General features: G+C 46.8%; 28 protein-coding genes. 22 read left to right on the forward strand and 6 right to left on the reverse strand.

What is annotated here, in order from left to right:
- Window positions 1-266 precede the first annotated feature (266 nt).
- The 9 genes from FZ041_RS12355 to FZ041_RS12395 all read left to right on the forward strand — a co-directional run bounded on the left by FZ041_RS12355 (window position 267) and on the right by FZ041_RS12395 (window position 8,560).
- On the forward strand, window positions 267-1,016 hold the full coding sequence (locus FZ041_RS12355) for a DUF6994 family protein (protein ID WP_149189779.1): 750 nt from the start codon (window positions 267-269) through the stop codon (window positions 1,014-1,016).
- A gap of 35 nt (window positions 1,017-1,051) precedes the next feature.
- Window positions 1,052-1,780 (forward strand): endonuclease/exonuclease/phosphatase family protein, encoded by a 729-nt coding sequence (locus FZ041_RS12360; RefSeq protein ID WP_187626376.1) that lies wholly within the window; start codon window positions 1,052-1,054, stop codon window positions 1,778-1,780.
- A 77-nt stretch (window positions 1,781-1,857) separates the two neighbouring features.
- Entirely contained in the window at window positions 1,858-2,880 is a 1,023-nt protein-coding gene (locus FZ041_RS12365) for a macro domain-containing protein (RefSeq protein WP_149189780.1), read from the forward strand.
- 77 nt (window positions 2,881-2,957) lie between these two features.
- Window positions 2,958-3,887 carry an ADP-ribosylglycohydrolase family protein gene (locus FZ041_RS12370; RefSeq protein ID WP_149189781.1) on the forward strand — a complete coding sequence of 310 codons (930 nt, stop codon included), beginning with the start codon at window positions 2,958-2,960 and terminating at the stop codon, window positions 3,885-3,887.
- Window positions 3,888-3,972: 85 nt separating this feature from the next.
- Window positions 3,973-4,632, forward strand: a complete 660-nt coding sequence (locus tag FZ041_RS12375) for a vWA domain-containing protein (protein ID WP_149189782.1) — start codon at window positions 3,973-3,975, stop codon at window positions 4,630-4,632.
- A 130-nt stretch (window positions 4,633-4,762) separates the two neighbouring features.
- Complete coding sequence (locus FZ041_RS12380) at window positions 4,763-5,275, forward strand: AAA family ATPase (RefSeq protein ID WP_149189783.1); 513 nt, start codon at window positions 4,763-4,765, stop codon at window positions 5,273-5,275.
- 45 nt (window positions 5,276-5,320) lie between these two features.
- Window positions 5,321-6,298 (forward strand): O-acetyl-ADP-ribose deacetylase, encoded by a 978-nt coding sequence (locus FZ041_RS14870; protein ID WP_255449403.1) that lies wholly within the window; start codon window positions 5,321-5,323, stop codon window positions 6,296-6,298.
- Window positions 6,292-6,921, forward strand: coding sequence for an endonuclease III domain-containing protein (locus tag FZ041_RS12390; RefSeq protein ID WP_149189784.1), 630 nt, complete (start codon window positions 6,292-6,294; stop codon window positions 6,919-6,921). The genes FZ041_RS14870 and FZ041_RS12390 overlap by 7 nt, the downstream gene beginning before the upstream one ends.
- Window positions 6,922-6,934: 13 nt before the next feature.
- A complete protein-coding gene (locus tag FZ041_RS12395; protein WP_149189785.1) occupies window positions 6,935-8,560 on the forward strand; it encodes a hypothetical protein in 1,626 nt (541 codons plus the stop codon).
- An 82-nt stretch (window positions 8,561-8,642) separates the two neighbouring features.
- Here the strand turns inward: FZ041_RS12395 and FZ041_RS12400 are convergent, their stop codons facing one another.
- The gene (locus tag FZ041_RS12400; protein ID WP_149189786.1) at window positions 8,643-9,779 is read right to left on the reverse strand and encodes a PDDEXK family nuclease; all 1,137 of its coding nucleotides are present in this window, start codon (window positions 9,777-9,779) and stop codon (window positions 8,643-8,645) included.
- Between the two features lie 92 nt (window positions 9,780-9,871).
- Between FZ041_RS12400 and FZ041_RS12405 the strand changes: the two genes are divergently transcribed.
- Both FZ041_RS12405 and FZ041_RS12410 read left to right on the forward strand, forming a co-directional pair.
- Window positions 9,872-11,044, forward strand: a complete 1,173-nt coding sequence (locus tag FZ041_RS12405; RefSeq protein ID WP_149189787.1) for a DNA cytosine methyltransferase — start codon at window positions 9,872-9,874, stop codon at window positions 11,042-11,044.
- Window positions 11,045-11,060: 16 nt separating this feature from the next.
- On the forward strand, window positions 11,061-11,468 hold the full coding sequence (locus tag FZ041_RS12410) for a very short patch repair endonuclease (RefSeq protein WP_149189788.1): 408 nt from the start codon (window positions 11,061-11,063) through the stop codon (window positions 11,466-11,468).
- 91 nt (window positions 11,469-11,559) lie between these two features.
- Here FZ041_RS12410 and FZ041_RS12415 read toward each other — a convergent pair whose 3' ends face one another.
- Window positions 11,560-12,150 (reverse strand): hypothetical protein, encoded by a 591-nt coding sequence (locus FZ041_RS12415; RefSeq protein WP_149189789.1) that lies wholly within the window; start codon window positions 12,148-12,150, stop codon window positions 11,560-11,562.
- Between the two features lie 416 nt (window positions 12,151-12,566).
- Between FZ041_RS12415 and FZ041_RS12420 the strand changes: the two genes are divergently transcribed.
- On the forward strand, window positions 12,567-14,912 hold the full coding sequence (locus FZ041_RS12420; protein WP_149189790.1) for an NACHT domain-containing protein: 2,346 nt from the start codon (window positions 12,567-12,569) through the stop codon (window positions 14,910-14,912).
- Between the two features lie 12 nt (window positions 14,913-14,924).
- Here FZ041_RS12420 and FZ041_RS12425 read toward each other — a convergent pair whose 3' ends face one another.
- From FZ041_RS12425 to FZ041_RS12440, 4 genes are all read right to left on the reverse strand, one after another.
- Window positions 14,925-16,907: a DNA polymerase gene (locus tag FZ041_RS12425; protein WP_222931168.1), complete on the reverse strand. Its 1,983-nt coding sequence runs from the start codon at window positions 16,905-16,907 to the stop codon at window positions 14,925-14,927.
- A gap of 84 nt (window positions 16,908-16,991) precedes the next feature.
- Entirely contained in the window at window positions 16,992-17,558 is a 567-nt protein-coding gene (locus tag FZ041_RS12430) for a DUF2815 family protein (RefSeq protein ID WP_149189792.1), read from the reverse strand.
- Between the two features lie 4 nt (window positions 17,559-17,562).
- Window positions 17,563-18,693, reverse strand: coding sequence for a DUF2800 domain-containing protein (locus FZ041_RS12435; RefSeq protein ID WP_149189810.1), 1,131 nt, complete (start codon window positions 18,691-18,693; stop codon window positions 17,563-17,565).
- A complete protein-coding gene (locus FZ041_RS12440) occupies window positions 18,686-19,042 on the reverse strand; it encodes a hypothetical protein (RefSeq protein ID WP_149189793.1) in 357 nt (118 codons plus the stop codon). The genes FZ041_RS12435 and FZ041_RS12440 overlap by 8 nt, the downstream gene beginning before the upstream one ends.
- Window positions 19,043-19,379: 337 nt before the next feature.
- Here FZ041_RS12440 and FZ041_RS12445 point away from each other — a divergent pair, with 337 nt between their 5' ends.
- From FZ041_RS12445 to FZ041_RS12490, 10 genes are all read left to right on the forward strand, one after another.
- Window positions 19,380-19,718: a DUF7768 domain-containing protein gene (locus FZ041_RS12445; protein ID WP_187626377.1), complete on the forward strand. Its 339-nt coding sequence runs from the start codon at window positions 19,380-19,382 to the stop codon at window positions 19,716-19,718.
- Window positions 19,706-20,038 carry a hypothetical protein gene (locus FZ041_RS12450; protein ID WP_149189795.1) on the forward strand — a complete coding sequence of 111 codons (333 nt, stop codon included), beginning with the start codon at window positions 19,706-19,708 and terminating at the stop codon, window positions 20,036-20,038. The genes FZ041_RS12445 and FZ041_RS12450 overlap by 13 nt, the downstream gene beginning before the upstream one ends.
- Window positions 20,035-22,287, forward strand: a complete 2,253-nt coding sequence (locus FZ041_RS12455; RefSeq protein WP_149189796.1) for a phage/plasmid primase, P4 family — start codon at window positions 20,035-20,037, stop codon at window positions 22,285-22,287. The genes FZ041_RS12450 and FZ041_RS12455 overlap by 4 nt, the downstream gene beginning before the upstream one ends.
- Before the next feature lie 205 nt (window positions 22,288-22,492).
- Entirely contained in the window at window positions 22,493-22,798 is a 306-nt protein-coding gene (locus FZ041_RS12460; RefSeq protein ID WP_149189797.1) for a hypothetical protein, read from the forward strand.
- Window positions 22,798-23,079, forward strand: a complete 282-nt coding sequence (locus tag FZ041_RS12465) for a PDDEXK family nuclease (RefSeq protein WP_149189798.1) — start codon at window positions 22,798-22,800, stop codon at window positions 23,077-23,079. Before FZ041_RS12460 ends, FZ041_RS12465 begins: the two co-directional genes overlap by 1 nt.
- The gene (locus FZ041_RS12470) at window positions 23,076-23,351 is read left to right on the forward strand and encodes a hypothetical protein (RefSeq protein ID WP_439653971.1); all 276 of its coding nucleotides are present in this window, start codon (window positions 23,076-23,078) and stop codon (window positions 23,349-23,351) included. Before FZ041_RS12465 ends, FZ041_RS12470 begins: the two co-directional genes overlap by 4 nt.
- Window positions 23,352-23,464: 113 nt before the next feature.
- Window positions 23,465-24,706 carry an SNF2-related protein gene (locus FZ041_RS12475; protein ID WP_439653972.1) on the forward strand — a complete coding sequence of 414 codons (1,242 nt, stop codon included), beginning with the start codon at window positions 23,465-23,467 and terminating at the stop codon, window positions 24,704-24,706.
- 16 nt (window positions 24,707-24,722) lie between these two features.
- Window positions 24,723-25,142, forward strand: a complete 420-nt coding sequence (locus FZ041_RS12480) for a hypothetical protein (protein WP_187626378.1) — start codon at window positions 24,723-24,725, stop codon at window positions 25,140-25,142.
- 150 nt (window positions 25,143-25,292) lie between these two features.
- Window positions 25,293-25,643: an HNH endonuclease gene (locus tag FZ041_RS12485; protein ID WP_488655847.1), complete on the forward strand. Its 351-nt coding sequence runs from the start codon at window positions 25,293-25,295 to the stop codon at window positions 25,641-25,643.
- Between the two features lie 243 nt (window positions 25,644-25,886).
- Entirely contained in the window at window positions 25,887-26,423 is a 537-nt protein-coding gene (locus FZ041_RS12490) for a P27 family phage terminase small subunit (RefSeq protein ID WP_149189800.1), read from the forward strand.
- Window positions 26,424-26,428: the final 5 nt, after the last annotated feature.

Consider the following 26,428-nt stretch of genomic DNA (forward strand, 5'->3'; position numbering starts at 1 on the left):
CAAAAATGACAGACAAATTACAGTTTTTGCGAAGTCATATCTATAACGAAGACAAGTTTGAAAAAATTATAAAAACTGGTGGGAGTATGCATGTTGTGTTCTGGAATCCAGCAGAGTCGTTAATGTTCGATATTATTGCTGATAGTGAGGTTAATGATGAATACAGCACCTAATTGATGGAGTAGAATTTCGATAGGTAGACTTTTCTGAACTCAAGGTGAAGGTCGTTGACGCCTTCCAAAATTATTTCGGAAGCGGGAGAAGTTATGTGTAAAGGAAAAGTAGATGTGACATTTGATTTTACTATGGATTCTCCAGGTTATTGGGATGGCTTTTGGGAGCGGAATGAAGGGCTGGGGGCAGGAGCTTGTGACCCGGATGCCTGTAGCCCTACACTTCAAAGATATCATCAACTGTTGTGGAGCAAGACTTTGCCTAATGGTGAAGCCTTTGAGCTGATGCAAGGAACAGGCCCAATGTATCTGAATTGGCGTGGCATGCACTTTGGCAGTGATTCTATACTGGCTAGTTTTCGTTATCGGGACAATAGGAGTGTAATTGAGGCGGTTGAACGGTCTATGCCTGATTACCAAACATTCATGGAAGATTTCCTGCATAAGACGTATACCATTGGTGGAATGATAATTTTCCCTAAGCATCATGGCAGTATGAATCAACGCAGGGGCACTGATAAACAGATACGTGACAGATGGGATTTGACGATGGAGTGTATCCGAAGGTTCTATAACGGTGAAAACAGCCCACTTTCAGATGTAATGGAGCACGACCGTGATTTCTATGCTTTGTTTAACAATTTCAAAGGATATGTAGATTTCTTTTATTTGCAGGACTGTGTGACCGAGGATTATAAGCAGGTTCGATTCTGGCTGGGGGATGGCAACTTTAGTAATCCTCCGCTACCTCAGACAGTCGATGAATATCTAGCTTGGATTGCAGCGGAGCTAGATTTCTTAGATAAACGTAATGCCAGGATAAAGGCAGCAATAGAGCAATGAGAGCCTAATGTAAAGACTACTCAGGATGTGCGATGATGAAAATAGCAACGTGGAATGTAGAGCGACTGAAACATCAAAGTTCCCTTAATAAAATAATTTCTGTCATAGAGGCCGTTCAGGCAGATATCATTGTGCTTACTGAAACCGATGAGCGCATAAAACCAAATTATCGTTATAGTTTCCATACCCCAAAATTACGTGACGCACCAGCCGATTACCGTATGTTGGGGCGTTATAAGGATTATGCTGTAGCTGATGTACATGAAGCAACGGAAAACAGGGTGTCTATCTATACGAACTATCCATGTGTCAGCCAACACAAAACTTACGATAAATATACTGCCCTATGCATCGAATTGGAGACCGAAGCCGGTAAATTACTGGTGTATGGCACAATTATCGGTATCATCGGCAACAGGGATGAGTCATTCAAGCAGGACTTGCTTCAGCAAGTAGGCGATTTTGAACGGTTGTCAAAATGGGGGGACATATGCGTCTGCGGGGATTTTAATTGTTCTTTTGCCGATAACTATTATTTTACGAACTTTGGCAGGGAGACACTTAGGGAATCTTTCATGCGTAACAAAATCGCCCTGCTCACGGGAAGTCGGCAGGAGTGCATCGACCATATTGCTATATCACGGAATTTTATAGGTGCCGGTGATATTACTGTATCGGAGTGGAATCTGGATAAATCCCTGTCTGACCACAAAGGAATTGTCGCTGAAATTAAGCTCAATTCAGATACGAGAGCGAAACTATAGTCTGTTTCTCGAATTTTGATTGAGATGCAAGCTTATATTGTGATGATAAAACGGTACAGCTATGAAGGGGGAGCATAATGCCATTAGAAATCGTACGCAACGACATAACGAAAATGCAGGTAGATGCCATCGTCAATACGGCTAATCCTCGCCCCATCGTGGGAGGAGGCGTTGACCGTGCTATACATAAGGTTGCAGGAACAGAACTGCTGGATGCACGGAAGAAAATAGGTGATATTGCTACAGGCAAGGCTGCCATAACATCAGCCTTTAATCTCCATGCCAGGTTTGTCATCCACACGGTAGGTCCGGTGTGGCAAGATGGGGAGCATGGGGAACGGGAACTGTTGTCGAACTGCTATGACAACTCCCTACAGCTGGCGGCAGAAAATGGCTGCGGCTCAATAGCCTTCCCGCTTATTTCGGCTGGGGTATTTGGTTGCCCCTCGGAAGTTGCCATAGCTGTGGCAACTCAAGCCATCCGTGAATTTTTGACTGATCATGACATGGATGTCTATCTGGTGGTCTTTGACCATAAGGCATTCAAGATATCAAGCAGCTTGTTTGATGATGTGCAGAGCTTCATTGACGAGAGGTATATTGAGGAACTGCTAGATGAAGAGTATCGTGGGGATTATCGTGATAGGCGTAGGAATTTTGAAACGGCAGGGCAACCACCTGCTGAAGATGCTTATATCGATATACCAATGTGGATGAGCAAGCCTAAGGAACGTTCCTTGGAAGATTTGCTAAATGAAGTGGATGATACCTTCTCAGAAGCATTGCTGCGGCTTATTGATGCCAAGGGCAAGACTGACCCGGAGGTATACAAGAAAGCGAATGTCGACCGCAAACTCTTCTCAAAAATCCGCAATAACCCTGCTTACAAGCCTAGCAAGTCCACGGCTCTGGCCTTTGCGGTGGCATTGGAATTGAATTTGGATGAGACAAAAGACTTTATCGGCCGGGCTGGTTATGCGCTGTCCCACAGCAGTAAGACAGATATAATCGTGGAATATTTCATTCAGCGTAGTGAGTTTGATATCATCACCATAAACGAAACGCTTTTTGCTTTCGAGCAGCCACTACTCGGCTGCTGATTTGTCGCATAGCAGGCGACCACACCAGCATAGGCCTTTGCTAAAATAGAATCATCAAAGGAACAGGAGTGATTGCTATGCTGGGAGCAATTGTTGGTGACATTGTAGGGTCTGTTTACGAGTGGAACAATATCAAGACAAAGGATTTCCCGCTGTTTCGAGATGGTTGTTTCTTTACGGATGATACGGTTATGACCTGTGCCGTAGCTGAAGCTGTTATGAATGGCGGCGAAAAGGATGATTTTATTGATGCCATGAAGAAATATGGCAGTATGTATCCAGATGCAGGTTATGGTGGCAGGTTCAGAGCATGGCTGTTTTCGGATAATCGTGAGCCATACAACAGTTTTGGTAATGGTTCAGCCATGCGTGTTTCACCCTGTGCTTGGGTGATGGATTGCGGTTTCTGCGCCAGAACGGGAATGTGGCCGTCAAATGGTAGAGCTGGAGCAAGGTTATCTGCGGAGGTTACTCATAACCATCCAGAGGGCATTAAAGGGGCTATGGCTACAGCCGATGCCATATTTATGAATCGCTTTAACTTTGGTGGATATTATATAGATTATGGAAAGCCCATCAATGATGACCCAGAAGAATGCAAACGGCGTGTCAAGGAACATATCGAGAAGGAGTACGGCTACGATTTGTCCTGCACCTTAGATGAGATTCGCCCTGACTATAAGTTCAATGAAACCTGTCAGGATACAGTGCCACAGGCCATAATCGCATTTCTGGAAAGCACGGACTTTGAGGATGCCATACGCAATGCCATATCCCTTGGAGGTGACAGCGATACGCTGGCAGCCATTACAGGCAGCATCGCTGAAGCAGCCTATGGTATACCAGACTGGATAAGGGATAAAGCATATTCCTATCTTGATGAGCCGTTGAAGGATGTACTGCGGCGGTGGAGAAAGTATATTAGAAATATCAATGGTGACCGCAGGGCGCTCCACACAATGCTTACCGGTATGAATGAATACATCCGCAACAACCCGCAGGCATGACACATTGAAATGTCGCATGACAGGCGACCAAACGCCCTCTTATCTTAGGTAGAATAAAGCTATCAAAGATAAGGAGGCGTTTTCAATGAAGAAAGGGTTAACTGAAATTGTGTTCATTCTGGACAGGAGTGGCTCCATGAGCGGTTTGGAGAAGGATACCATCGGTGGGTTCAACTCACTCATCAAAAAGCAGCGGAAGGAGTCGGGGGAGGCTGTTGTCTCTACGGTGCTGTTTGATGATACCTGCGAAGTCATCCATGACCGGGTGCCCATGGAGAAGGTGCAGGCGATGACCGAGGACACATACTTTGTCCGTGGCTGTACAGCTCTGTTAGACGCTTTAGGTGGTGCTATCCACCATATTGGCAACATCCACAAGTATGCCCGTGATGAGGACAGGCCGGAGAAGACCATGTTCATCATCACCACCGATGGCATGGAAAATGCCAGTCGGCGGTATACCTACAAGAAGGTCAAGCAGATGGTGGAGCGGCAGAAGGAAAAGTATGGATGGGAATTTTTGTTCCTGGGGGCGAATATGGATGCCGTTGAAGTTGCTGGGCGTATGGGCATCCGGGCAGACCGTGCTGCCACATATCAGTGCGATGAGGAAGGGACGGCTCTCAACTATGAAGTTCTAGAGGAAGCTATCCATCATGTACGTAACTGCTCTGAACCACTGGCGCCATGTTGGATGCGTAAGATTGATATGGATGTAAAGCGGCGTGGTGGCAGAGGTAATTAAAATTTAGGGATTTGGTTGGCTGTCTGGCAATATGCTGGGCAGCCTTTTTGTTCTATATTGGGTAGAGAACAGCCCTTCTGTGGTGTATAATGATTATTGTAAAATTCTAAGAACGGACAGGAGATTTACATTGAAGGTACTGAACTTTTACGGCGGTGCAGGTATTGGCAAGAGCACTATCGCCGCAGATATTTTTTCGAAGCTGAAGCGCAAGGGGCATAAGACGGAGCTGGTAGGGGAGTACGCCAAGTGGCTTTGGTATCAGAATGCCACGGACATCGTGCAGAATCAGCTGTATCTTTTTGCTGAACAGGTGCATCGGCTGAAGACGCTGGAGCGGTATGGCGTGGAGTATGCGGTCTGTGATTCGCCCCTGCCGCTGAATATCATCTACAACAATACGCCGGACGAGCTATTTGACCAGCTGGTGTTGCATGAGCATGCCAAGTTTGACAATGTGGAATATTTGCTCCACCGGAATGACGAATTCATCAGCATCGATGGACGGAAGGAAACCAATCTGGAGCGTGCCAAGGTGAAAGACAAGGAGATTAAGGCTGTTCTGGATGGGGCTGGCATAGGTTATACTGTTATCTCCCCTTGGGAGACAGACAAAGTGCTACTGGATTTGAATATGTTATAGGCATGTTTTTATAAAGTCGTAATTTAATTATTTGTGGAGGTAGTCGTGAATCTATCAGAGGACGAAAAAAAGGATTTTGAAGCATTATTGAATAACGAACTGAAATTGGAAAAAATGAAACAAGGTTTAAAAACGGTATTGGTATGTGAGTATGATTATTTGGGTGAGATTGATAGTACGGCTATATCGAAGTTTGAACAGTATAAAATAGCTATTAATGTTAAGCGAGTGAAAAACATTGAAGATGGAAAAAAGACTATTAGGCACGAAGCTAGGCATTTTTGGCAATTCGAAAATTACAGGGATCATGTAGAGTGGTGGCGAAATAATGGGGATTATTATGATCTTTTGTATGCGTACTCAATGGAAGATAAAGAAATTTTTACTATAGAGAAGGATGCAGAAAGTTATGCTGAATCAGGGAATACGTCCTATGAAAGATTATTACTTAAGGATGCAGATGAATTAAAAAAAGAAAGGAATGAATTTTATAAGGAAAAAGGTTTAATGCCAATCGTAAGAACAGAACTGGGAGATATTACGGCAAGGCATTATGCTGATGCCATTGTCAATGCCGCCAATGAGAGCCTGCTTGGCGGCGGTGGCGTGGATGGAGCAATACATCGAGCCGCTGGACCAGAACTCTTGGCAGAGTGCCGGGTGCTGAATGGCTGCAAGACGGGACAGGCTAAAATCACCAAGGCATATAGACTGCCATGCGACCACATCATCCACACAGTAGGGCCGGTCTGGCATGGTGGCAGTCATGGTGAATCAGAACTACTAGCTGGATGCTATCGTCACTCGCTGGAACTTGCCATGGAACAAGGTATTCGCAGTGTGGCTTTCCCGTCAATATCAACAGGGGTATATTCCTATCCGGTACAGCAGGCAGCAGAAATTGCAGTGCAGACGGTTAGGGCAGTCGTTGATGAGCACCCAGAGGCATTCGACGAAATCATGTGGGTACTGTTTGATGAGCGGACAAAACTGGTGTATGACGGAGCATTACAGAAATGCTGACATCAAAGGCAATATATGGCAGGCTTATAGCTGCCTACGGTCAGCCGGATTGGTGGCCGGGCAGTCCCTGCGCCATAATGATTACGGCTATACTCGTCCAGAACACTGCCTGGAGCAATGTGGAAAAGACGGTGGCTGAGCTGGGGGAACGGCTAATACCGGAGTATATCGACAGCTTGACGGAGGAAGAACTGCAGCCCCTTATCCGCTCCTGCGGTTTCTATCGTGCCAAGGCCAGATATATAAAAGCCTTGACGGCATGGTTCAAGGGCTATAGCTATCAGGTGGAGCAAGTGCAGGCAAAGACGTTGCTTGAAGTGCGGCAGGAGTTGCTGTCACTTCCGGGGATTGGTGCAGAGACGGCAGATGCCATTCTAACATATGCTTTCCGTATGCCATCCTTCGTGCTGGATGCCTATACTCGGCGCTTATTGGAACGGTTGGGCTATGACTTCAAGACAGATGATGAGCGGAGGGCATTTCTGACAGAGGGAATAGAGCATAGTGCCGATATGTACGGCTGGTATCACTGGGCATTGCTGGAGCATGGCAAGGTACGGTGTGGGAAGAAGCCTAAGTGCGATGGTTGCGTATTTGGAGAAGTGTGTCGACTTACGGATTAGATAGGGGTGTTTTATGCTTCAAGAAGAAGATAAAGAATTGATGCGGCAAGGATTTGATACCCAGCTGAGCGAGGAAGAAATTGAGCGCCTGTACAGTTTTGCTGAGAAAAGCGCAATGGAAGAGCTTGCAGGCGTTGACATAGAAGAATTAAAGCGTAGGGAGAGACTTTTTCCCGTCTATAAGCCGGCTGCTAAACTGAGCCTGGACGCATTGCTGGCGTGTGCATTCGCTCGCAGTCAGAAGATGATGCGATTTATCCATCCGAAATATGATGCCAATAAGGAATTTTTCTTCACCAAGGCTCAGGAAAGTGATCATTTTCAAAGCCGCTTCATTACTGGTAGCCGCATTGTGACTCGTATGAATGCCATCAAGGCTTTGGGATTGATTGTTGCAGCCAAAACAGACAAGGCGTTGGAGGAAGAGCTGTTTCAAGCATCAGAACGGGCGTGGAAACGGATGAGCAATGTCTTCAAGAGTTTTCATGGAGTGAATATGCCGATAGGCATGGCACTCGAAGCGACTAATGTCTTCGATGCTTCAGAAGATAATGCTCTGCATGATGCAGTAGCGGTGTTCCTGTATTTCTGTGACAAATACAAGATAAATCCGGAAAAGGATGACCCAATGTACCGTCACGCGATGGCGGCTGTGGTGGACAAGGATGTGGCTTTTTTACGTCCGTTCTCAGAAATATTGCATGAGGCTGTAGAGGAAGAGGGCACCGGAAAAGACCTGGATGAACTGATGCATCTGACTCTGCGGGTCTGTGGCAATGCACACAGCGTAGCAGAACTGGGGAAAAACCTGCCAATTGAAGAGCCGGAGTTTGGGATGTTCCAGATATTATGGGACTTTGCTCAGTTGGACAATGTGCCCATGAGTGCCTATGAAAATGAGCAGTTTTCAAAGCGGGAAATCCAGGACATATTCTATGTAATGCGGATGCACATGGCGCGTGGCGATTTTCAGGCAGAAGATATCAACAAGTATTTTATCATGGGGTTGATGATCAGGAGTTTCTCGCGGCTTTACCATGAGGCTGTGGGTGTCATTGAGCGATATGCCGGTATCGTAAGGGAATCAGAGCGTTACAGGGAACTGGACAGAAAGATAGCGGCACTGACATCGAAAGCCAATGAGCAGGCTAGGCTTCTGGAACAGCGGCAGGAGAAACTCAACGAAGCTCAGAAGGAAATCGACCGGGCAAAACGCCATGAATACGAACAGGCAGAAGAACTGGAAGCCACCAAGGAACGGGTAGCGGTGCTTGAAGCCCTGCTGGCTGAGGATGATGCTGCCGCAGATGATACGCTGCATGAAAAGCAAGCTGTTTACACGACAGCACAAATCGATATAGTACGTCATGCCAAGGCGGTTGTATTCGGCGGACCACCCAACTGGCAGGCTGAAGTAAAGAAGGCGGCACCAGGCTTTACCTGCGTGTCGGTTGACAGCAAGGGTTTTGATGCCAAGATAATCGACAAGGCAGATGTGGTCGTGTTTAAGACCGACTATATGTCACATGCCCAGTGGTATAGAGTGGTCAAACGGGCAAAGAGACGGGGCAGGAAAATTGTGTATTGCAGGAATAATATAGATATGCTCCTACGGAAGGTGGCCGGAGCATTACGCTGAACACAAAAATGGTGGAACCAGATTATGATTTCTGGCTCCACCATTTTTTGAGAGATGGGAAAAAGGATTGCCTCTATTATATTTAGACGGTGTATCTAGCTTGCGCTTCGCGTACTACTTTGCTAAAGTCGTTTTGTTGTAAGGCACAAATGTCGCTGATGATAGTACCCAGAGAACCTACATAGTTCTTCATGACTGGATGGTTGGCGGCTCTTTGGTAAATTGGACTGTCACTACTGAGGTAAAATTTGTGATTTTGTGCGCCAAGCAATGCAATTTTATCATCGCTAAGATCGCTATCATAGGTTATTAAATGCCAGATAGCCTTGATTTTATGGCGTGCCATACTGTTCATGTCGGCGGACGATACCTGCTTCCAGCGTTCCCTGAGAGTTCGCTTGCAACTGATACCTATAATCCAGCCATCTTTGCATTTGAACCATTTGTCAACCTCCATGTCTGCTTGGAAGTGCTCTGGTTTTGCGCATTCAGGCAGATGGTAATAATCAAAAAGGAAACTGGTCACGTCTTCCAGACTACCGCCAGCACGTCTTTTACGTTTTTGGCCTACGCGTCGTTCAAATTCTTGAATGAAGGCAGTCAAGACGATATTTTCGTCAGCAGCGGTGTGCTGGAAACGCATCTGCTTCAGATTTGTTCTAAGTTTCGCAAATTCGTTGATGATTTCGTTGCGTTCGGCTGACAGACAACCTCTGGTGCCAAGATTGTCCCATTCAAGAATAACGCGGTCAGCTTTTTCAGGCCCAAGGGTGCTAAGAATATAGCCTGCGGTTTCCTTGCAGTATTTCTTGTCATCATCAGGTATGCGGTCCATTGCTTCGTTGGTAGGAAGTACGATATACCTTACGGCAATCAAGAAAGCTATGATATCACTGATGGATTGGGTGTTATGCTCCATTGCATCAGCAAAATATTCACCTTTTTCATATGCCTTGGTATCCTTTTTATAGGCGGCAAGGATACCCTCTTTGATGATTTTCCTACATACCAGATATTTTTCTTCTGTGTTCATATGTTTTGTGGACAGAATATTCTCGATATTACCGGCAATTTCACTCAATTGCTTAGACTTTTGGGTACCGAAAGCCCCGAATTGGTCTGTCTGAACTAGCATTCTGGCATACCAGTACACATTATCCCAGGAGCTGGCTTCCATATTTTCTCTTTCTAAATGGCCTGTTTTCACATCTTCTGCCATTGACTAACCCTCCCAAAAATTGTATAGTGTCAATAAGAGGACAGATTGACCTTGTTTTGACACTTGATAATTAAGATTCTTATAGAAAGGACATGATTATTATAACACAAAATGTAGCTTTAAAGCTAAATCATAGTGCAGAACTTATAAAAGCCAAGCGTCTGCGGTTGCGTATGACTCAGAAGGAACTGGCTGATGCAGTTGGGATGCCGAAGTATGGTGACCGTACAATACGGCGTTGGGAATGTGGTGATAGTACACCGTCTGCATTGGAATTGACTAGCATACTTAATTTTCCAGAGACAGTGCCCTTTGCATCTGTGAAAAACGCTGACTATACGATGATTGACCTCTTTGCAGGCATTGGAGGTACCAGGCTGGGATTCCATTTAACAGGTCGTGTGCGCCCTGTCTTCAGTAGCGAAATTGACAAATTTTCCGTTAAGACTTATGAAGCAAATTTTGGCGATACTCCGGCTGGAGACATCAGGCAGATTGAAGCTGAGGAAGTGCCAGAGCATGACATACTGGTAGGGGGGTTCCCCTGTCAGGCATTTAGCCGCGCTGGCCTTCGACTGGGATTTGAAGATACAAGAGGAACGTTGTTCTTCGAAATAGCCAGGATTATGAAAGCTAAAAAGCCAAAGGCATTTCTGCTGGAAAATGTTAAGAATCTGCTATCCCATGACAAAGGGCATACTATCGAAGTAATTAAGAACACACTAGCTGACTTGGGCTACCATGTTGAAATACTAATGTATTCGGCTAAGGATTTTGGTGTGCCTCAGCATAGGGAACGCGTTTATTTAGTGGGATTTCTAAAGGATAAGGTTCCAAATTACGATGATTTTGAAGCACCGGTACCTCCTTGTAATCCGGTTTCTGTCGGGGATATCCTAGAAAAAGATACTGATGAAAAGTACACCATTTCCGATGCACTTTGGGCTGGACATCAGAGGCGCAGACGCAAGAATATAGCGAAAGGTAATGGCTTCGGTTTTGGATTGGTGGATGCGGAAAGCCCTTATACGAATACAATCCCCGCCAGATATTATAAGGATGGTAAGGAAATTCTGGTTCGCCAAGAGGGAAAAAATCCCAGGAAATTAACACCTAGGGAATGTGCCAGATTACAGGGCTTTCCAGAGAACTATATTATACCTGTGAGTGATACCCAGGCATACAAGCAGTTCGGTAATTCGGTTGCAGTTCCGGTTATTCATGCTATTGCGGATAATATGCTCAAGGTTCTTGATAAATCCTGAGGGATGGTGAATTTGCATGGATGTTCTAAAACCAACACAAAGACGACATAATATGCAGAGCATCCGTGCGAAGGATACCAAGCCTGAAAAAATGTTGCGGCTGGCTCTATGGCATAAAGGCATTAGGTATCGTAAAAATTTGAAAACGCTTCCAGGGACACCGGATATAGTACTCATGCGCCAAAAAATCTCTATTTTTGTGGATGGGGATTTTTGGCATGCGCATGGTCATGAAACTAACCCCGGAGAGCAGATTGCTTCGAATAAGAACTTTTGGGTAAAAAAATTGACGCGTAATGTAGAACGGGATCGTGAGGTTAATGATGCTTTAACTGAATTAGGATGGGTAGTGCTACGATTTTGGGAAAGTGACATAAAAAAGGACTTGCAAGGGTGCGTTGACGAAGTGCTTAAATATACATGAGGCAGCAACCTGATAAATGCAATAAACAGCCCTGTTAGAACATTTTATGTTAACTGATAGGGCTGTTTATTCGCCAGCAAAAATGGGGACGTTAAATGTATTTTTCAGCTATAGTCCTTATTCGTTTTAGATTATCATAGTAACTGGATTTAGCAATATTGAGTCTCTCGGTGATTTCTTTTGTTTCATAGCCAAGGAGGAGCAACTGACAGATACTGTAAAGCTTTTTGCTTTTGTTTTTTAAGTCGGTGAGTAATTCCTGGACTTGCTGTTTGGTGATTGCTTCATCGGACGTTCTGTCGAGAGTGCCAATTTCGATGTTTTGTTCTGCCATCTGTTCTATAGAAGATTTGTTATGGGTATACATATCCAAGCGACCAGCATTTGGGCAGCCATAGCAGCTTTTGTGGTCGCACACAATCGCCTTGCCGGTTTTATCGCTGGTAACAATGCAGTGGTTTGAATAGAGTTCGTGATCACTTAATTTTTTATCGTAGGCAGGCACAAAGGTAGCAAGGTGTTCTGGAACTTTGACCATATAGCACAGCTGTCTGGTAGCACCGATTTTCCGATAGGCGATACCTTTGATGTCAGGATGGTCGTAGCGCGGCCCATCTGTTACGGGCATAGGAGTGATTTTGTACTTGACGTTTGAGGTACTGTAATTAATCTTTTCGGACATGTTTGGTCTCGCTTTCTGCTCTAGCAGGAAGCGGAGTCCGAAATGGCTAGAAGAGCGTGGCTAGTCACCCGGAACGGATTGCCCGACAAAGGCTCCGCTTCGGAAGATGTGACCTGCCCACGCATTGGACTGGGTTCACTATTCAGTTTTCACATGCTTCAGAAATGTGATGCGTCACTGAAGGCCTTCAGCGCTATTTCTGAATAACATATCTATTCAACCTAAATCTATCTGCTAATAAGTAGAAGGGAACGCCAAAGCAACCATGGCCTTGGTGTTTCTGACTGTTCTTAGCGATTAGTTAGGATGAATGTTTGTGATGACTCTATGTTACGCCAATACAAAACGACTGTCGTGGAACGAAAATAGGAAAATAATAGGAAAATAGTAGGAATGATAGGAAATTGAGGTAATTTATGAGCAAATTAATAACTTACAGTACTTTTTGTCAGAAGTTCTATCATGACAGAGAGAGCGTCTTGAAAGGCGTAACATCTAAGCATAAGACAGCAAGGTACTTCTTTACAATTCTTTTGGATGATGATGATGTATGTGACGACCCTAGCTATTTGAGGAAAATATATACAGGTGAATCTCCGGCAGATGTCTATCTCAATAAGATGGCTGATTGCTTTGAGCATGATACTGTTTTCGATGCATTGCAAAAAAAGATAAAAAAGGATAAATTGAGTCAGCTGGCAGAAAGTTTTGGTGTTAGTAACGAAAAATCCGTGGATGCTGAAGCTTTCATAAACGCTCTTGTCAATCAAATAAAGGAATTAGTCGAGCATGGTGGCCGTGCAAATGATGTAGTAGCAAATGAATATGCTAACGCTACAGCTGTGGAATTCCCTGTATATAGGAAAAAGGCAGAGGCGAAATTCTCCAAGATATACACATTGCTTTATGCTGATGAAGAGCAGCCTTTTTATGATTTCTTTGTTTGTAATAAAATTAGGAATCATCGTCGTGCTATAGAAAATAATAAAAGCGTTATTGAAAATGTTACATTAGATAAGCTTGCTGAAAGTTCACCTTTTATAATTTTGGTAGGAATGGGTGGTATAGGCAAAAGCATGATGATGCGTCATTTGTTCTTGCAGTCGCTAAAAAATTCAAGAACTGAAAAATTCCCTATTATTGTCACATTGAGAGATTTTGGAGATGAGTTTGATAATATTTATGACTTGATGTGGAATTCTGTTCATAAGTTTGATAAGTCTTTTTTAAAGGAATACTTCTGCAAATTGCTGGAAGATGGGAAATGCCAGCTTTTATTGGATGGTTTAGATGAGATAAAAGAAGAATTTATAGATAAATTTTTACATCAACTGGATGAATTCGCAGATAGGTATACGTCATGTCAGTACGTCATTTCTACAAGAAACTTCCTTGACTTTATGAACATGCCGAGATTTAAAGTTATGGATATGTTGCCGTTTAATAAGCTTCAGGCTTTGGAACTAATTGATAAGTTGGTATATTTTCCTAATGAGCCAAGTATAAAGGAGAAGTTTAGAGAACTTTTAGATAAAAGTTTATTCAGAACTCATAAAGAATTCGCAAGGAATCCGCTTCTTTTAACGATTATGCTTATGAATTATAAATTCTTTGCGGAAATTCCAGAAAAGCGACATCGTTTTTATAAACAAGCATATGCAACGCTTTTGCGCAGTCATGATAATTCCAAGCCTGTAGCGTATAGGCGGGCTTTTAGGAGTGTGGTTGATCCAGATGATTTCACAAATGTTTTTAGTGAATTTTGTGCTAAATCATACAGAAAAGGTGTTTATAAATTCGGACAAGAAGATTTTGAAATTTTTTATGATAAAATTAAATCAATAGAACATATAGATTCATGCCGAATGAAATTAAGGAATTTCAAATATGATGTATGTCATAGTACTTGTTTGATGTATGAAGAGGGGGGATATTACCATTTCTTACATAGATCATTTCAGGAATATTTTTTTGCAGAATACTATTCGAGACAAAGCGATGAAATAATAAAGAAACTTGGAAGGAAAATAGATTTAAAAGAAGGTAAAATGAACATAGATATATACGCATTATCTATGCTATACGATATAGCCCCAGATAAGGTGGAGCAGTTCATAATACTTCCGTATCTTAAATCAATTTTCGATGGTAAAAGTGGCGACACCTTATATTGGAACTTTATGAAGAAAGGATATGGGGATTGGGAATATATAATAACTGATGGTAGCACACTGAAAAAATATGGAATTAATCGTGAGCCATCCAATATGTACACATATGGACCAGATTCATTGAGGATGCAGTTGATAATTGAAAACGTTTTGAAAAAACGTTCCAAGATTAATGTAAATATAAATTTTACAGACAATAACTACGCAAAACAGGAACTTGCTAATGGCTTTTTTTATGGCCTTATACATATCAGAAAAGGAGGTAAGAAATTTTACGAATTTTTACGAGTTAAAGATGGGGACAATCAAGAATTCATTCTAAATAGACATATTGAATTTATAAAAAAAATATACAATAATAGTTGCCAGGTAATTAAAGATGATAATGGTGAATTAGTGAAATTTGGAACATTTTATTCATTTGATTTTGACCTCGCGATATCTTCACCAGAGCTTTACCACGATTTTCTGTGTCTTTGGAAGGAAAAAGTAAAGGAAGTCTATGATAATTTCAAGAATATCGAGAAATACTATCATAGACTAATTGCTAAGTATGAGAATAATACCGATGAAGATGATGATGACTTTTGATGTCATTTAAAGCTAGTCCTTGCAATAAAATTCCGTCTCATACCCATCTGCTCGCAGAGAAATGCCTGGCAGCCACGGCGGTGTTTGCCCCATAATCTTGCATACTTTCTCGCAGTCCACGCCAGTTGGGCACTCGATGATAAGCTCGTCATGGACATGTCCACAGATAAACTGCTCACGAAGGTTTCGCATGGCATAGCAGAGGATGTCACGGCTGACTGCCTGAACAATATTCTCCACGAACTTTGGGCCATAAGATTCCAGGCGGCTCCATTTCTTTTGTCCGTCTGTGCCCATATAGGTTACGGACTCGCCGCCGAACTTGTTGAGCCCCATGCGTGGCTTGACGTAGGATAGCCTGCGCCCGGAGGGCAGGGTGATGAACAGCATGCCGGACTGCCATGAGAAGTGGATGTTGCCGACAGAGGAGGGAATGTGTCGCTTGACGGCGTTTTTTACGGCTGCATCTACCTGCCACCAATAGTCGGTGATATGCGGATTGGAGTTGCGCCATTTCTCAACCAGGCTGGGAAGTTCTTCTTCGCTAAGACCCATGTCCAAAGCCCCCATAGCTTTCAGGGCACCAACAGAGCCGCCATAGCCGAGTGCCAGTTCTGCAATCTTGCCCTTCTGTCGCAAGTGACCGTTCTCGCCGTGCTTTACGACTTTGCAGTGGAACATTTGGCTGGCGCTGGCGCAGTAGATGTCACCATTATTTTCGAATACCTCCAGCCGCCATTGTTCTCCGGCAAGGAAGGAGAGGACTCTGGCTTCAATGGCTGAAAAGTCACTGACCACATATTTGTATCCGGGCTTGGCCACGAAAGCTGTGCGGATAAGTTCGGAGAGGACATTCGGCACGTTGCCGTAGAGGAGTTTCAGCATCTCGAAGTCACCCTGTCTGACAAGTTCCCTTGCTTCTGCTAGGTCGCTCATGTGGTTCTGGGGGAGGTTTTGCAGTTGGATATTGCGCCCTGCAAAACGTCCGGTGCGTGATGCGCCGTAGAAGAGGAACATTCCACGGCATCTGCCATCGGCACAGACCGTGTTCTGCATAGCCTCGTACTTTTTGACGGAGCTTTTGGAGCTTTGCTGACGGAGCTTGAGGACTTCAGCAACATTGTCTGGTACTGTCTTGATAAGCGCAGCCACATCCTTCTTGCCTAGACTGTCGGCGTGGATTCCTTGGCTTTCAAGCCACCCCTGCATCTGGGTGACACTATTCGGATTCTCCAAACCTGTCAGTGCTGACATTTCAGCCATAAGTTCATCACGGGACTGCAGGTTTATCTGGATAGCGTTACCGACCAGTGCATGGTCAATCATGATGCCACGGTCATTGATGTTTTCGCTGATGTGATACTCGTTCCAGACGGATTCCGGGACAGGGTAGTTTTGCAGGCGTTCCATTATCTGCATTTCAACCTCGACATCACGTTTGTTGTATTTCTTGAACAGTTCCCATTTCTGGCGGTCGTGTTCCGGAAGATTCCGGGTGCGGCCTCCATTTCTTTTTGTGGCCTTGCAGGGGACGCAGAAATAACGGATGAGGTCTTTGCCTTCTTTGAGTTTCTGTTGCTCGAAGCCAAGGACAGCACCGACAGCATCGAGGGCGAGGGGAAGCCCGTTGTAGGCGGCAAGCGTCATGGAGCATTTCCATGATGCTGGGTCGAGGTAGTTGCCAACGGTATCGTCCGGGCTGCCATAGGAACGGAAGAGGTCAGGGCGATTCTTCCGCAGCCACGCAGATAAGCAGATGCGTTCAAAACTGGCATTATGCGCCCATTTCGTTACGGCAGGGTCAGCGATAGCCGATAGAATCTCTTCTGGTGGCAGTTCACCACAGGCCATATCATAGACAGCAACAGAGCCACCGTTGACGGATACACCAAACAAAAGAATCTCAAAGTTGGGCGATTCTGTGTAGCGATACACGCCGCATTTGCCAAGGTCGATATCGCTGTATGTTTCAATATCGATTTCCAGGGTATTGATATTTTCCATGTGCATGTCCTTTCTACTTAAAAAGCAAGGGCAGCGGCACCAGCCACCACCCCTGTGTAAGGTTAATTTCGTGATTTATTTCAGGAAATCGTCATCCTGCTCATCGTCATCATCGAAGGCATCTGCCGTTACATTGGCACCGCCAAGCGGCTCACCATCGCGGAGCTTCTTCAGACCGTTGAACCCGGCTGCGATGCCCTTGTTGCCATTCACGTTGTAGGCGTAGAAGTTAATCATGGCCTTGCCGTAGATACCGCTGTAGAGTTCTGAGCTGTCGATGATTTCGTTGCCGTCTGCATCGAATGCCTTAGGCTTGCGTGTGCTGCTGCAGTTGATGAACAAGCTGCCAGCATACGCTGCATCGCCCGGACGGTCTTCATCACCATCGCGCAGAGGCGTGTGCAGGCTTTCCAGCTTGGGCACGACCTTACCGTTTCCGCGCAGCTTACCCTGACCCTCATCGTAAGCGGCCTTGATGGCGGCTTTGACTTTTGCGACAGTTACCGTGTCGGACTTGGGGATGATGAGGCTTGCGCTGTATTTCGGTGCGCCATGCCCATCCATAGGTGCCTTAGGCTCATTGGCATTGAGATAGCTGAAACGAGTGTTCTTGCCGGTAACAACAGTAGTAGGTGCTTTCATAGTCTTATTCCTCCGTTTGTTCAAAGTCAGCATTTGTGACTGTATTGTACTCCGGACGCTTGTCGCTTTCTGCGACCAGCACCGGCTTCCCGTGTGGTTTTATGATGAGACCTGCGAGAAGTTCTTCAAATTGCTTCTTGCCCAGCTTCTTGGTCATCGCAGTGATGCCAAGGAGCTTTTTTTCATAGGGGTCATAGCCAGCCTTTTGGACTGCCTGGGCCACAGCGTCCTCGTCTGTATATTTCCGATTGGCACGACCCTCGACCAATTTGTAGCCGTAATAGTGAGTACCGCTTAATGCCTGCTGGAGCGCATATTCCTGCACATCAGATGCCCAGGACACTATGCCGTCCAGCAGGGGCAGGATGGCGGCAATTTCCTCGTTGGTAAGTTCTGCCGGTTCCTGAAAGTCATCATTGCTGATGTCAAGATTGTATTCGGCACGTGCCCGGCAGGTGGCCTTGACCTTACAGAATTTGCAATGGTCACCAGCCTGGAATTCTCCCTTGCCAGCTACAGCCAATTTGGCTGCTGGGGCGAGTACCGTGTCTGCCCATTTCAGCAGCTTTTCCGTGGAGATTTCCCAGGAGTCCACGTTCTCGCGCCTTGGCTGATAGATGGTGAGCCGGACCTGCTTGATGTCATACAGCATACCGAAGGTGTCGAGTGCCCCAAGGGCGTAACACATCAGCTGACTGTTTTCCGTGGCACTAACCAGCACGCCTACTCCGTTTTTGTAATCCGTTATTTGCAGGAGACCATCGGCTATGATGACGCAGTCGCCTGTTCCGAATCCCTCCGGCACCCAGCGTGAGAAGTCTAGTCTTTGCTCTATGCCGATGAACGGGTCATGGCAGAGTTTTTTAGCTTCCTCGACCTGTTCCATGACGAAATCCCTGTAGCCTTCGGCACAGTCCTGCATTTCCTGACTGTAATGAGACAGATGAGATACAGGGTCGTTGGCTGGCCTGCCCAAAACCTTCTTCAGCAGATATTCACACAAGCTGTGCGCTTCCGTGCCTTCCTGAGCGTAGGGGCTGCCACGGTCGGCGACCTCGGCATTGAGGATGGCTGACCTTGTACAGACAATCCATCGCGCACTGGAAGATGCGGAGCAGACTGCGTGTTTAGGCATCGCCAATCACCTCGGCCTCCTTAATGATGGCCGCGAAGAGTTCCGGATGTCCTTCCAGCTCGGTAAGGCAGCTCACATTGTACTTGTGCAGGAGCGCCTTCACCTCCGGACCATGTCCCTGGGCTGCTTTGCTGGACAGGGTGCCACGCACTTTCTGAAAGGGAATTTCCTCGGCGGTCTTTTCTGCCTTGGGCTGCGTGGGTGCGGCTTTTGCTTTCGGCTCCGTTTTAGGCGGTGCGGTCTTTTCCTTGACCACTTCCGCGCCAGCGATTGCATCTGCGACAAGTGCAAAGCCCTCGCTGATTTTTTTCAGCCCTGCGACCAGGGCATCTGTATCGTTCTTTTTCATTGCGTTTCCTCCGTTTGACTTTGTAAATGTGTTCTGGCATCAGCTTGGTCTGGTCTCTTGCTCTGTTCATGACAGTCCTCCGTAGCAGTTGTTGTTTGCCTTCACCATATATCCGTGGTAAAAGGTTTAATTTTCCGGCATGACGGATAACTTTTTTGTTCTCCGTCTGCCTTCACTCTGTATCCGTGGTAAACCGAGGAATTTTCCGGTTGCTGCGGATATTTTTTTTGCGGAGTTGCAAGAATTCCAGGCTATTAAATGAAGTGTAATTTTTTGAGAAGAAACCGGACAAACAGCTGTTTTACCACGGATATATGTTGAAGGCGAGGTGATTGACGTGACTGAGCAAAGTAAGAAACCGATTGCCTACATCTGCTGTCCGTATAGCGGCGATGTTGAGGCAAATACGAAAGTCGCAAGGCGTTATGCAAGATTCGCAGCCGAGCAGGGGCGTGCACCGCTGGCCGTGACGCTCATGCTTCCGCAGTTCGTAGATGAAGCTACGGAGCGTGAACTGGCCCTTCGCATCGGCGAGGAAATGCTCTCCCGCTGTGACGAGGTCTGGGTCTGCGGTGACCGCATCTCGGAAGGGATGCGCTCGGAGATCAGGAGCGCGCAGCAGAAGGGCATACTGGTTCGGTATTTCAATGAGGAGGACATCAAATGTACGAAGTAGGGAAAGATTGCAAGTGTCTCAACGGGCAGTGTGTGGAGACCGTCAGCAAAACAGTCAGTGAAGGTGATGCAGACTTTTGCATAGAGGTCGGCGCCAATGGTTTCAGTGGGGATAACAGTCGTGTGTATCTGAAACTGGTAAACTGCGGCCAGAGTAACTTTCTGGTTCGCACGGTAAAGGATGAGCGCAACAGACCCGTTGGCATTGAGCTTGCCTTTGATGGTGAGAATGCATTCGCCGCTCTGATGAAGGCGGCAGATTTTGCTATTGATGTAATCTGCGACCAGACAGAAGAATCTGCTGGGAGGTGCGGGATTTGAGGGAGTTTACTTTATATCAGGCAGATGTATGCGGGCAGGAGCGCAATACTTCCTATCCGCATAAGCTCGTCATCCGGAGCATCGCTGATCTGGTGGTTGCCGTGGGAAAAGACCATACCTGCGGCTTGTTCAGAAATGACCACCGTAGCAACGATGATTTCCTGGAATGCGATGTGGATGCCATGGATAACGACAACGACCACTCGGATGTACCGGTAGACTGGATTTCGGCAGAGCAGTTTGCAGAAGAGTTCAGCGAGGTGGATTTCGTACTGATTCCCAGCCGCCATAACAATAAGCAGAAGGGCGACAAGTCTGCCAGACCACGTTACCATGTGCTGTTTCCACATAAGAAAATTACGGGTAGTGCAGAGTGTGCAGCTCTCAAGCAGGAGATACATCAGCACTATCCGTTCTTCGATGGTGGTGCGCTAGATGCTGCAAGATTCCTCTATGGCAGCGAAGTCCAAGTGGAGGATATCATCTGGCATGAAGGCTCGATGGACATTCAGGAGTTTCTGGCAAGGAACGCTCCACCGGTTGGCACGATTCCGCAGGGCAAGCGCAACTCTACTCTCAGCCATTACGCCGGCAGGGTGGTCATGCGTTTTGGCTTCAGCGAGGAGAGTAAGGCGATATTCCGGATTGAAGCGGATAAATGCGACCCACCGCTTTCGGATGCGGAGCTGAATAAGATTTGGAACAGCGCAGGCAAGTTTGCGAGGAAGGTGGCATCGGCTCCGGGGTATGTGCCGCCGGATGAGTACAATGCCGTGTTGCCTAAAGGGCCAGCCGGGTCACTTAAGCCACTGGATTATAGCGATATCGGTCAGGCCAAGGTGCTGGCATCTGAATATGGTGATGAGCTGAAATTTAATCAGGCCACAGATTTCCTGCATTACAACGGCGTTATTTGGGAAGAATCCTTTCAGTCAGCCGTGGGGGCTACGGAGCAGTTCCTTGACCTCCAGCTTGCCGATGCGCAGCTGATGGTATTCCAGACCAAGCAGGCGCTTATCAATGCAGGGCTGTCCGAAGATGACCTGGATGGCAAAAAGCCGCCAAAGGACTCTGGTGCGGATGTGATTCGCTTGTTTGGGGAATATTTGACGGCTCTTGGCTACCTTGCCTTTGTGATGAAGCGCAGGGATATGCGCTATATCAAATCGGCGATGGAGGCATCCAAACCGATGCTGTTCGTGGAGCATTCCGAACTCGACAAAGATGAGTTCCTCTTAAACACGCCAGAATCTACCTATGACCTGCGTCTGGGCCTTATGGGCAAAATGGAACACAGAGCGGCTGACCTTATCACGAAGGTGACATACTGTGAACCCGGTAGCAAAGGCGCGGAACTTTGGCAGGATGCCTTGCAGAAGACTTTTTGTGGCGATCAGGAACTTATCGATTATGTTCAGGATGTCGTAGGGCTGGCGGCTATCGGCAAGGTTTATGTCGAGGCACTTATTATCGCTTATGGCGAAGGGCGCAACGGCAAGTCCACATTTTTTAACACCATCGCGCGTGTGCTTGGCACCTACAGCTGGGCGCTGTCTTCCGATGCATTGATTGTCGGCTGCCGCCGCAATGTGAAGTGGGAGGTCACTGAGCTGAAGGGCAGGCGGTTCGTCATTGCAGCGGAACTGGAGGAGGGCACCAGGCTTTCAACCTCGATGCTGAAGCAGATTACTTCTACGGATAAAATCCAGGGCGAGAAGAAGTTCAAAGACCCGTCACCTTTTACGCCGAGCCATTCCACGGTTCTTTATACCAATCACCTGCCAAAGGTCGGTGCTATGGATGAGGGCACGTGGCGCAGGCTTATCGTGATTCCCTTCAATGCGGTCTTTGAAAAGAGCAGCGACCGCAAGAACTATGCCGACTATCTGGTAGAAGAAGCTGGCCCTGCGGTACTCAGCTGGATTATTGAAGGTGCAGAGCGCGTCATTGCCAAAGGGCATAAGCTGACCAATCCCAAGATTGTGCAGGATGCCATTGATGCTTACAGGAGCGATAACAACTGGCTGAGTGCATTCATGGAGGAGTGCTGCGACACCGGTGAGACTTGCAGGGCTAAGTCCGGCGAGCTGTACCAGGAGTACCGTGTCTGGTGCGAGAGGGTAGGGGAGTTCACGCGCAGTGCCGCCGAGTTCTCCAATACGTTGATTAACTATGGCTTTGAAAAGCAGAAGACTAAAAAAGGCATGGTCTTTAAGGGGGTCTCCTTAAAATCTGCCTTTGATGAATAATCCGTCACCAAATTGTGCGTGAGGTGCAAGCGGTGAAGGACGAAATGGCTCATTAGCCTATAAATTTTATCGATTTTGGTAAAAGGTGCAGGACGGTGCAAGGTAATTACACTTTATACGCTATATAAAATTAAAATTCAATTTTATATATATAAAGGAATAGGAATAGCCTTCACCCTCCTGCACCCATATGGAGGAAAGCCTTATGAATAAAGCATTTACAGACATTGACGCAGTACAGTCGCTGAAGCTCAGCGAGGTCTATTCCATGATGAAGACCATCAAGCCGGGGGACAAGGTGGAGTTTGAGAGCGTGGGCGCATGCGACACAGCAACACAGGCCAACCGCAATACGGCAGCCACCATTCCTGCCACGGCTACCGTAGAGAAGGTTTATCCGAGGTACGTTAGGACGAGACTCAAGGGCGGTGCAGCCGAGTGTGTCAGCTGGGACAGCATCCGTCATTTGAACGGCAAGCCGTGGCCGCTGTATGCAAAGGAGCGCAGCTGATGACGGAAAAGCAGGTCGAGCAGAAACTGGTAAAGGCTGTCAAGGTTTGTGGCGGTCGCTGCATCAAGTGGGTGGCTCCGGGCTGGAATGGCGCACCGGACAGGATTGTTCTCCTGCCTGGTGCCCGCATTGGTTTTGTCGAGGTGAAGCGCCCCGGTCAAAAGCCACGAGCGATACAGGCAGTCAGACACAGACAACTGAAAGAACTGGGCTTTGATGTATTTGTACTGGATGAGCCGGAACAGATTCCCGGTATCCTTCAGCAGATAAGGGGAGATTGAGGGTGGCGGTTCATGTAAGACAGTGGGAAAATCTCGCCAGTGCCATCATCGTCAAGGCGGCCAAGGACTACCGAGCGGCCTACAAGGCACAGAAAAGGAATCCGCAGAATACACGGGTCAACGCTGAACTTCGGGAACTGGTGAGGTTTTTCACCAGTCTGTGGTACAGCGAACTTACAGATGTGGATGGCGAGTATCTGGTGAAAAAGTTAAACGAAAGCGTTGATGGCAGCCGGAAGGAGGTGATGCCCCGTGAAGTTCATACCGCATGATTATCAGGCATATGCAATCGAATATGTGAAGAGTCACAAAATTGCCATGCTCTTGCTGGATATGGGCTTGGGTTAGCAAGACTGCGATAACACTCAGTGCCATAGCTGACCTGATGTTTGACAGTTTTGAAGTGCGAAAGACTCTGGTCATAGCACCTCTCAGGGTTGCAACATCAGTCTGGCCGACAGAGAAGGATAAATGGGATCACACAAGGTTCCTGCGGATGTCGGTCATGACCGGTAATGTAAGGTGCAGGATAGCAGCACTGAACACAGCTGCCGATGTGTATGTAATCAACCGCGAGAACATCAAGTGGCTAGTGGATTATCTGGAGAAGAACAGTATGCCGTGGCCGTTTGATTTCGTGGTGATAGATGAGCTTTCCAGTTTCAAAAACTGGAAGGCTCAGCGTTTCAAGGCATTAAAAAAAGTCAGACCGTTCATCCAAAGGATGGTTGGCCTGACTGGCACCCCGGTGCCTAAAGGTTTGATGGACTTGTGGGCAGAGGTCGGCATAATTGATCAGGGAAAGCGACTGGGGAGGTTCATCGGTAAGTTTCGTGAAACGTACTTCAAGCCCGGAGCGATGAATCCATACACTGGTGTGGTCTTTGATTACGTGCCACTCCCCAGTGCAGAGCAGAAGATTTACGAGCGCATCTCGGATATCACCATCAGCATGAAGTCGATGGACTACCTTGAGATGCCGGAGAAGATTTCGGTAGAACATGAGGTTGAGATGGATTCTGATGAGCGGGCACTCTACGATGAGATGAAGAAAGAACTGGTACTGGCCATCGGTGGTGAGGTCATTGATGCAGCCAATGCAGCGGTGCTTTCCGGCAAGCTGCAACAGATGGCAAACGGTGGTCTGTATGCCAGCGATGGTTTTGTAAAAATCCATGACCGCAAGCTGGATATGCTGGAAGACCTCATCGAAGAAGCCAATGGCCAGAGCGTCCTGATAGCCTACTGGTATCAGCATGACAAGGAACGCATTATGGAACGGCTTACGCATCTTGGCTATAAGCCCAGGGAAATGAAGTCCTGTAAGGACATCGAGGACTGGAATGCTGGTAAAATCCAGATAGCATTGATTTCCCCAGCATCAGCCGGGCATGGACTGAACATACAGCAAGGCGGGCATATTCTGATTTGGTACAGCCTTTGCTGGAGTCTTGAGATGTATGCGCAGACCTGTGCCAGACTGTGGCGGCAGGGACAGAAGAATGTTGTAACCATTCACCATATCGTATGCAAAGGTACGGTGGATGCCGATGTCCTTGCGGCTTTGGAAAGTAAGAGCAGTACCCAGCAGAATCTTATCGATGCCGTGAAAGCACATCTTACATGAGGAGGCATAGCTTTTTATGACAGCAAAAGAATATCTCAAACAGGCATTTCACATCGACCGCAGGATTAATGACAAGCTGGAACAGATTAGTTCCCTGCGTGACCTTGCGACCAAGGCCACAAGCATCATCAATGACATGCCGGGAAGTGCCACGCATGACCCGCATTCCATGCAGGAGGTCATAGCCAAGATTATCGATGATGAGGCAGCGGTCAGTGCAGCTATTGACAGGCTGGTGGACTTAAAGCGCGACATCCGTCACACGATAGAGCAGGTGCCTGACGAGAATGAAAAGATGCTGCTTGAACAGCGTTACCTCAGTTTTAAGTCATGGGAACGTTTGGCTGAGGATATGAATTTCAGCCTGCGCTGGGTTCACATCATGCATGGGCGTGCCTTGAAGGCAGTCGAGAAGATTTTGGCGGCAAAATCCTAAAGAGTGCACAAGAATTCACTTTAATTCACTATAATTCCAGACTCTAGGCGTGATATGATAGAGTCAGCAAAAAAGGATAGAGGTATAGCCTCGGAGGAGAAATCTTCCGGGGCTTTTCTATTGACAATAATCGAGGTGAAGCCCATGCCAATGAAACCTAAACGCCCTTGCAGATACAGCGGATGCCCAAAGCTGACTGACCACAAGAGCGGCTACTGCGAAGACCATCGGAAGATGATGCAACAACACTACGAACACTTTGCCCGTGGCTATGACCATCACAAGAGGTACGATGAGCAGTGGCGAAGGATTCGGAACAGGTACATCAGTCGTCATCCACTTTGTGAGTTGTGCCAGAGCCACAGCAAGTACAAAGCAGCACAGCTGGTTCATCATATTTTGCCCTTGGCAGATGGTGGCACCCATGATGAGAGCAATCTGCAAAGCCTGTGCATCAGCTGCCATGAGAAGATTCACAAGCGGAGTCGCAGGATTTACTGAGGGGGCAGGGGCGGTCATAATCTTTACGGGGAGACAGATGCCCGTCCGGCACCTGCCCTCACGCGAAAAAATCGTTTTTCAAACAGGGGAATAGGGCGAGCGGCTTCCAATGTTCGCTGACTGCCGATACGATGGGGGGTTACGGCGATAATGTCGGCTTGTGAATTTCTTTGAAAAAAGCCGGTTTTGTTTGAAAAACGTTTGAAAAATCCAGAAATCAAAGGCCGAAAGGGAGTGATGAGAATGGCCAAAGACGGAACGAACAGAGGCGGCGCCAGAGCAGGTGCCGGGCGTAAGAAGAAAGCTCTTGTCGATAAAATCAGCGAAGGCAAGAATGCCAAGGTGACGGTGCTGCCAACGGCTAATCTCAAGGGCATGGAAATGCCCTCTCCCAAGGAGTACCTCAAAGCACCTCAGAAGAACGGGCAGGAAAATTACGCTGTGGAGATTTACGAAAAGACATGGAACTGGCTGAATGAAAGGGGATGTGCCGAACTGGTCAGCCCTGAGCTTATCGAACATTACGCCATGACCGTGTCCCGCTGGATTCAATGTCAGGATGCCATCTCCAATTATGGATTCCTTGCCAAGCATCCAACGACTGGGGCGGCTATCGTATCGCCCTATGTGAACATCAGCTTGCAGTACATGAAGCAGGCCAATCAGCTCTGGTATCAGATTTACCAGGTGGTGAAGGAAAACTGCTCGGAAGGATACAGCGGAGCCAATCCGCAGGATGATGTGATGGAGCGTTTGCTTCGCACAAGGATGAAACATTGAGGAGG

Source organism: Pseudoselenomonas caprae (genome assembly GCF_008271345.1).
Taxonomy (GTDB): Bacteria; Bacillota; Negativicutes; order Selenomonadales; family Selenomonadaceae; genus Selenomonas_A; species Selenomonas_A caprae.

Excerpts from the sequence above, each read along its gene's own strand:
- FZ041_RS12355 (WP_149189779.1), top strand. The coding sequence starts at position 267 with ATGTGTAAAGGAAAAGTAGATGTGACATTTGATTTTACTATGGATTCT.
- FZ041_RS12360 (WP_187626376.1), top strand. The coding sequence starts at position 1,052 with ATGAAAATAGCAACGTGGAATGTAGAGCGACTGAAACATCAAAGTTCC.
- FZ041_RS12365 (WP_149189780.1), top strand. The coding sequence starts at position 1,858 with ATGCCATTAGAAATCGTACGCAACGACATAACGAAAATGCAGGTAGAT.
- FZ041_RS12370 (WP_149189781.1), top strand. The coding sequence starts at position 2,958 with ATGCTGGGAGCAATTGTTGGTGACATTGTAGGGTCTGTTTACGAGTGG.
- FZ041_RS12375 (WP_149189782.1), top strand. The coding sequence starts at position 3,973 with ATGAAGAAAGGGTTAACTGAAATTGTGTTCATTCTGGACAGGAGTGGC.
- FZ041_RS12390 (WP_149189784.1), top strand. The coding sequence starts at position 6,292 with ATGCTGACATCAAAGGCAATATATGGCAGGCTTATAGCTGCCTACGGT.
- FZ041_RS12395 (WP_149189785.1), top strand. The coding sequence starts at position 6,935 with ATGCTTCAAGAAGAAGATAAAGAATTGATGCGGCAAGGATTTGATACC.
- FZ041_RS12400 (WP_149189786.1), bottom strand. The coding sequence starts at position 9,779 with ATGGCAGAAGATGTGAAAACAGGCCATTTAGAAAGAGAAAATATGGAA.
- FZ041_RS12405 (WP_149189787.1), top strand. The coding sequence starts at position 9,872 with ATGATTATTATAACACAAAATGTAGCTTTAAAGCTAAATCATAGTGCA.
- FZ041_RS12410 (WP_149189788.1), top strand. The coding sequence starts at position 11,061 with ATGGATGTTCTAAAACCAACACAAAGACGACATAATATGCAGAGCATC.
- FZ041_RS12415 (WP_149189789.1), bottom strand. The coding sequence starts at position 12,150 with ATGTCCGAAAAGATTAATTACAGTACCTCAAACGTCAAGTACAAAATC.
- FZ041_RS12420 (WP_149189790.1), top strand. The coding sequence starts at position 12,567 with ATGAGCAAATTAATAACTTACAGTACTTTTTGTCAGAAGTTCTATCAT.
- FZ041_RS12430 (WP_149189792.1), bottom strand. The coding sequence starts at position 17,558 with ATGAAAGCACCTACTACTGTTGTTACCGGCAAGAACACTCGTTTCAGC.
- FZ041_RS12435 (WP_149189810.1), bottom strand. The coding sequence starts at position 18,693 with ATGCCTAAACACGCAGTCTGCTCCGCATCTTCCAGTGCGCGATGGATT.
- FZ041_RS12440 (WP_149189793.1), bottom strand. The coding sequence starts at position 19,042 with ATGAAAAAGAACGATACAGATGCCCTGGTCGCAGGGCTGAAAAAAATC.
- FZ041_RS12450 (WP_149189795.1), top strand. The coding sequence starts at position 19,706 with ATGTACGAAGTAGGGAAAGATTGCAAGTGTCTCAACGGGCAGTGTGTG.
- FZ041_RS12460 (WP_149189797.1), top strand. The coding sequence starts at position 22,493 with ATGAATAAAGCATTTACAGACATTGACGCAGTACAGTCGCTGAAGCTC.
- FZ041_RS12465 (WP_149189798.1), top strand. The coding sequence starts at position 22,798 with ATGACGGAAAAGCAGGTCGAGCAGAAACTGGTAAAGGCTGTCAAGGTT.
- FZ041_RS12475 (WP_439653972.1), top strand. The coding sequence starts at position 23,465 with ATGTTTGACAGTTTTGAAGTGCGAAAGACTCTGGTCATAGCACCTCTC.
- FZ041_RS12480 (WP_187626378.1), top strand. The coding sequence starts at position 24,723 with ATGACAGCAAAAGAATATCTCAAACAGGCATTTCACATCGACCGCAGG.
- FZ041_RS12485 (WP_488655847.1), top strand. The coding sequence starts at position 25,293 with ATGAAACCTAAACGCCCTTGCAGATACAGCGGATGCCCAAAGCTGACT.
- FZ041_RS12490 (WP_149189800.1), top strand. The coding sequence starts at position 25,887 with ATGGCCAAAGACGGAACGAACAGAGGCGGCGCCAGAGCAGGTGCCGGG.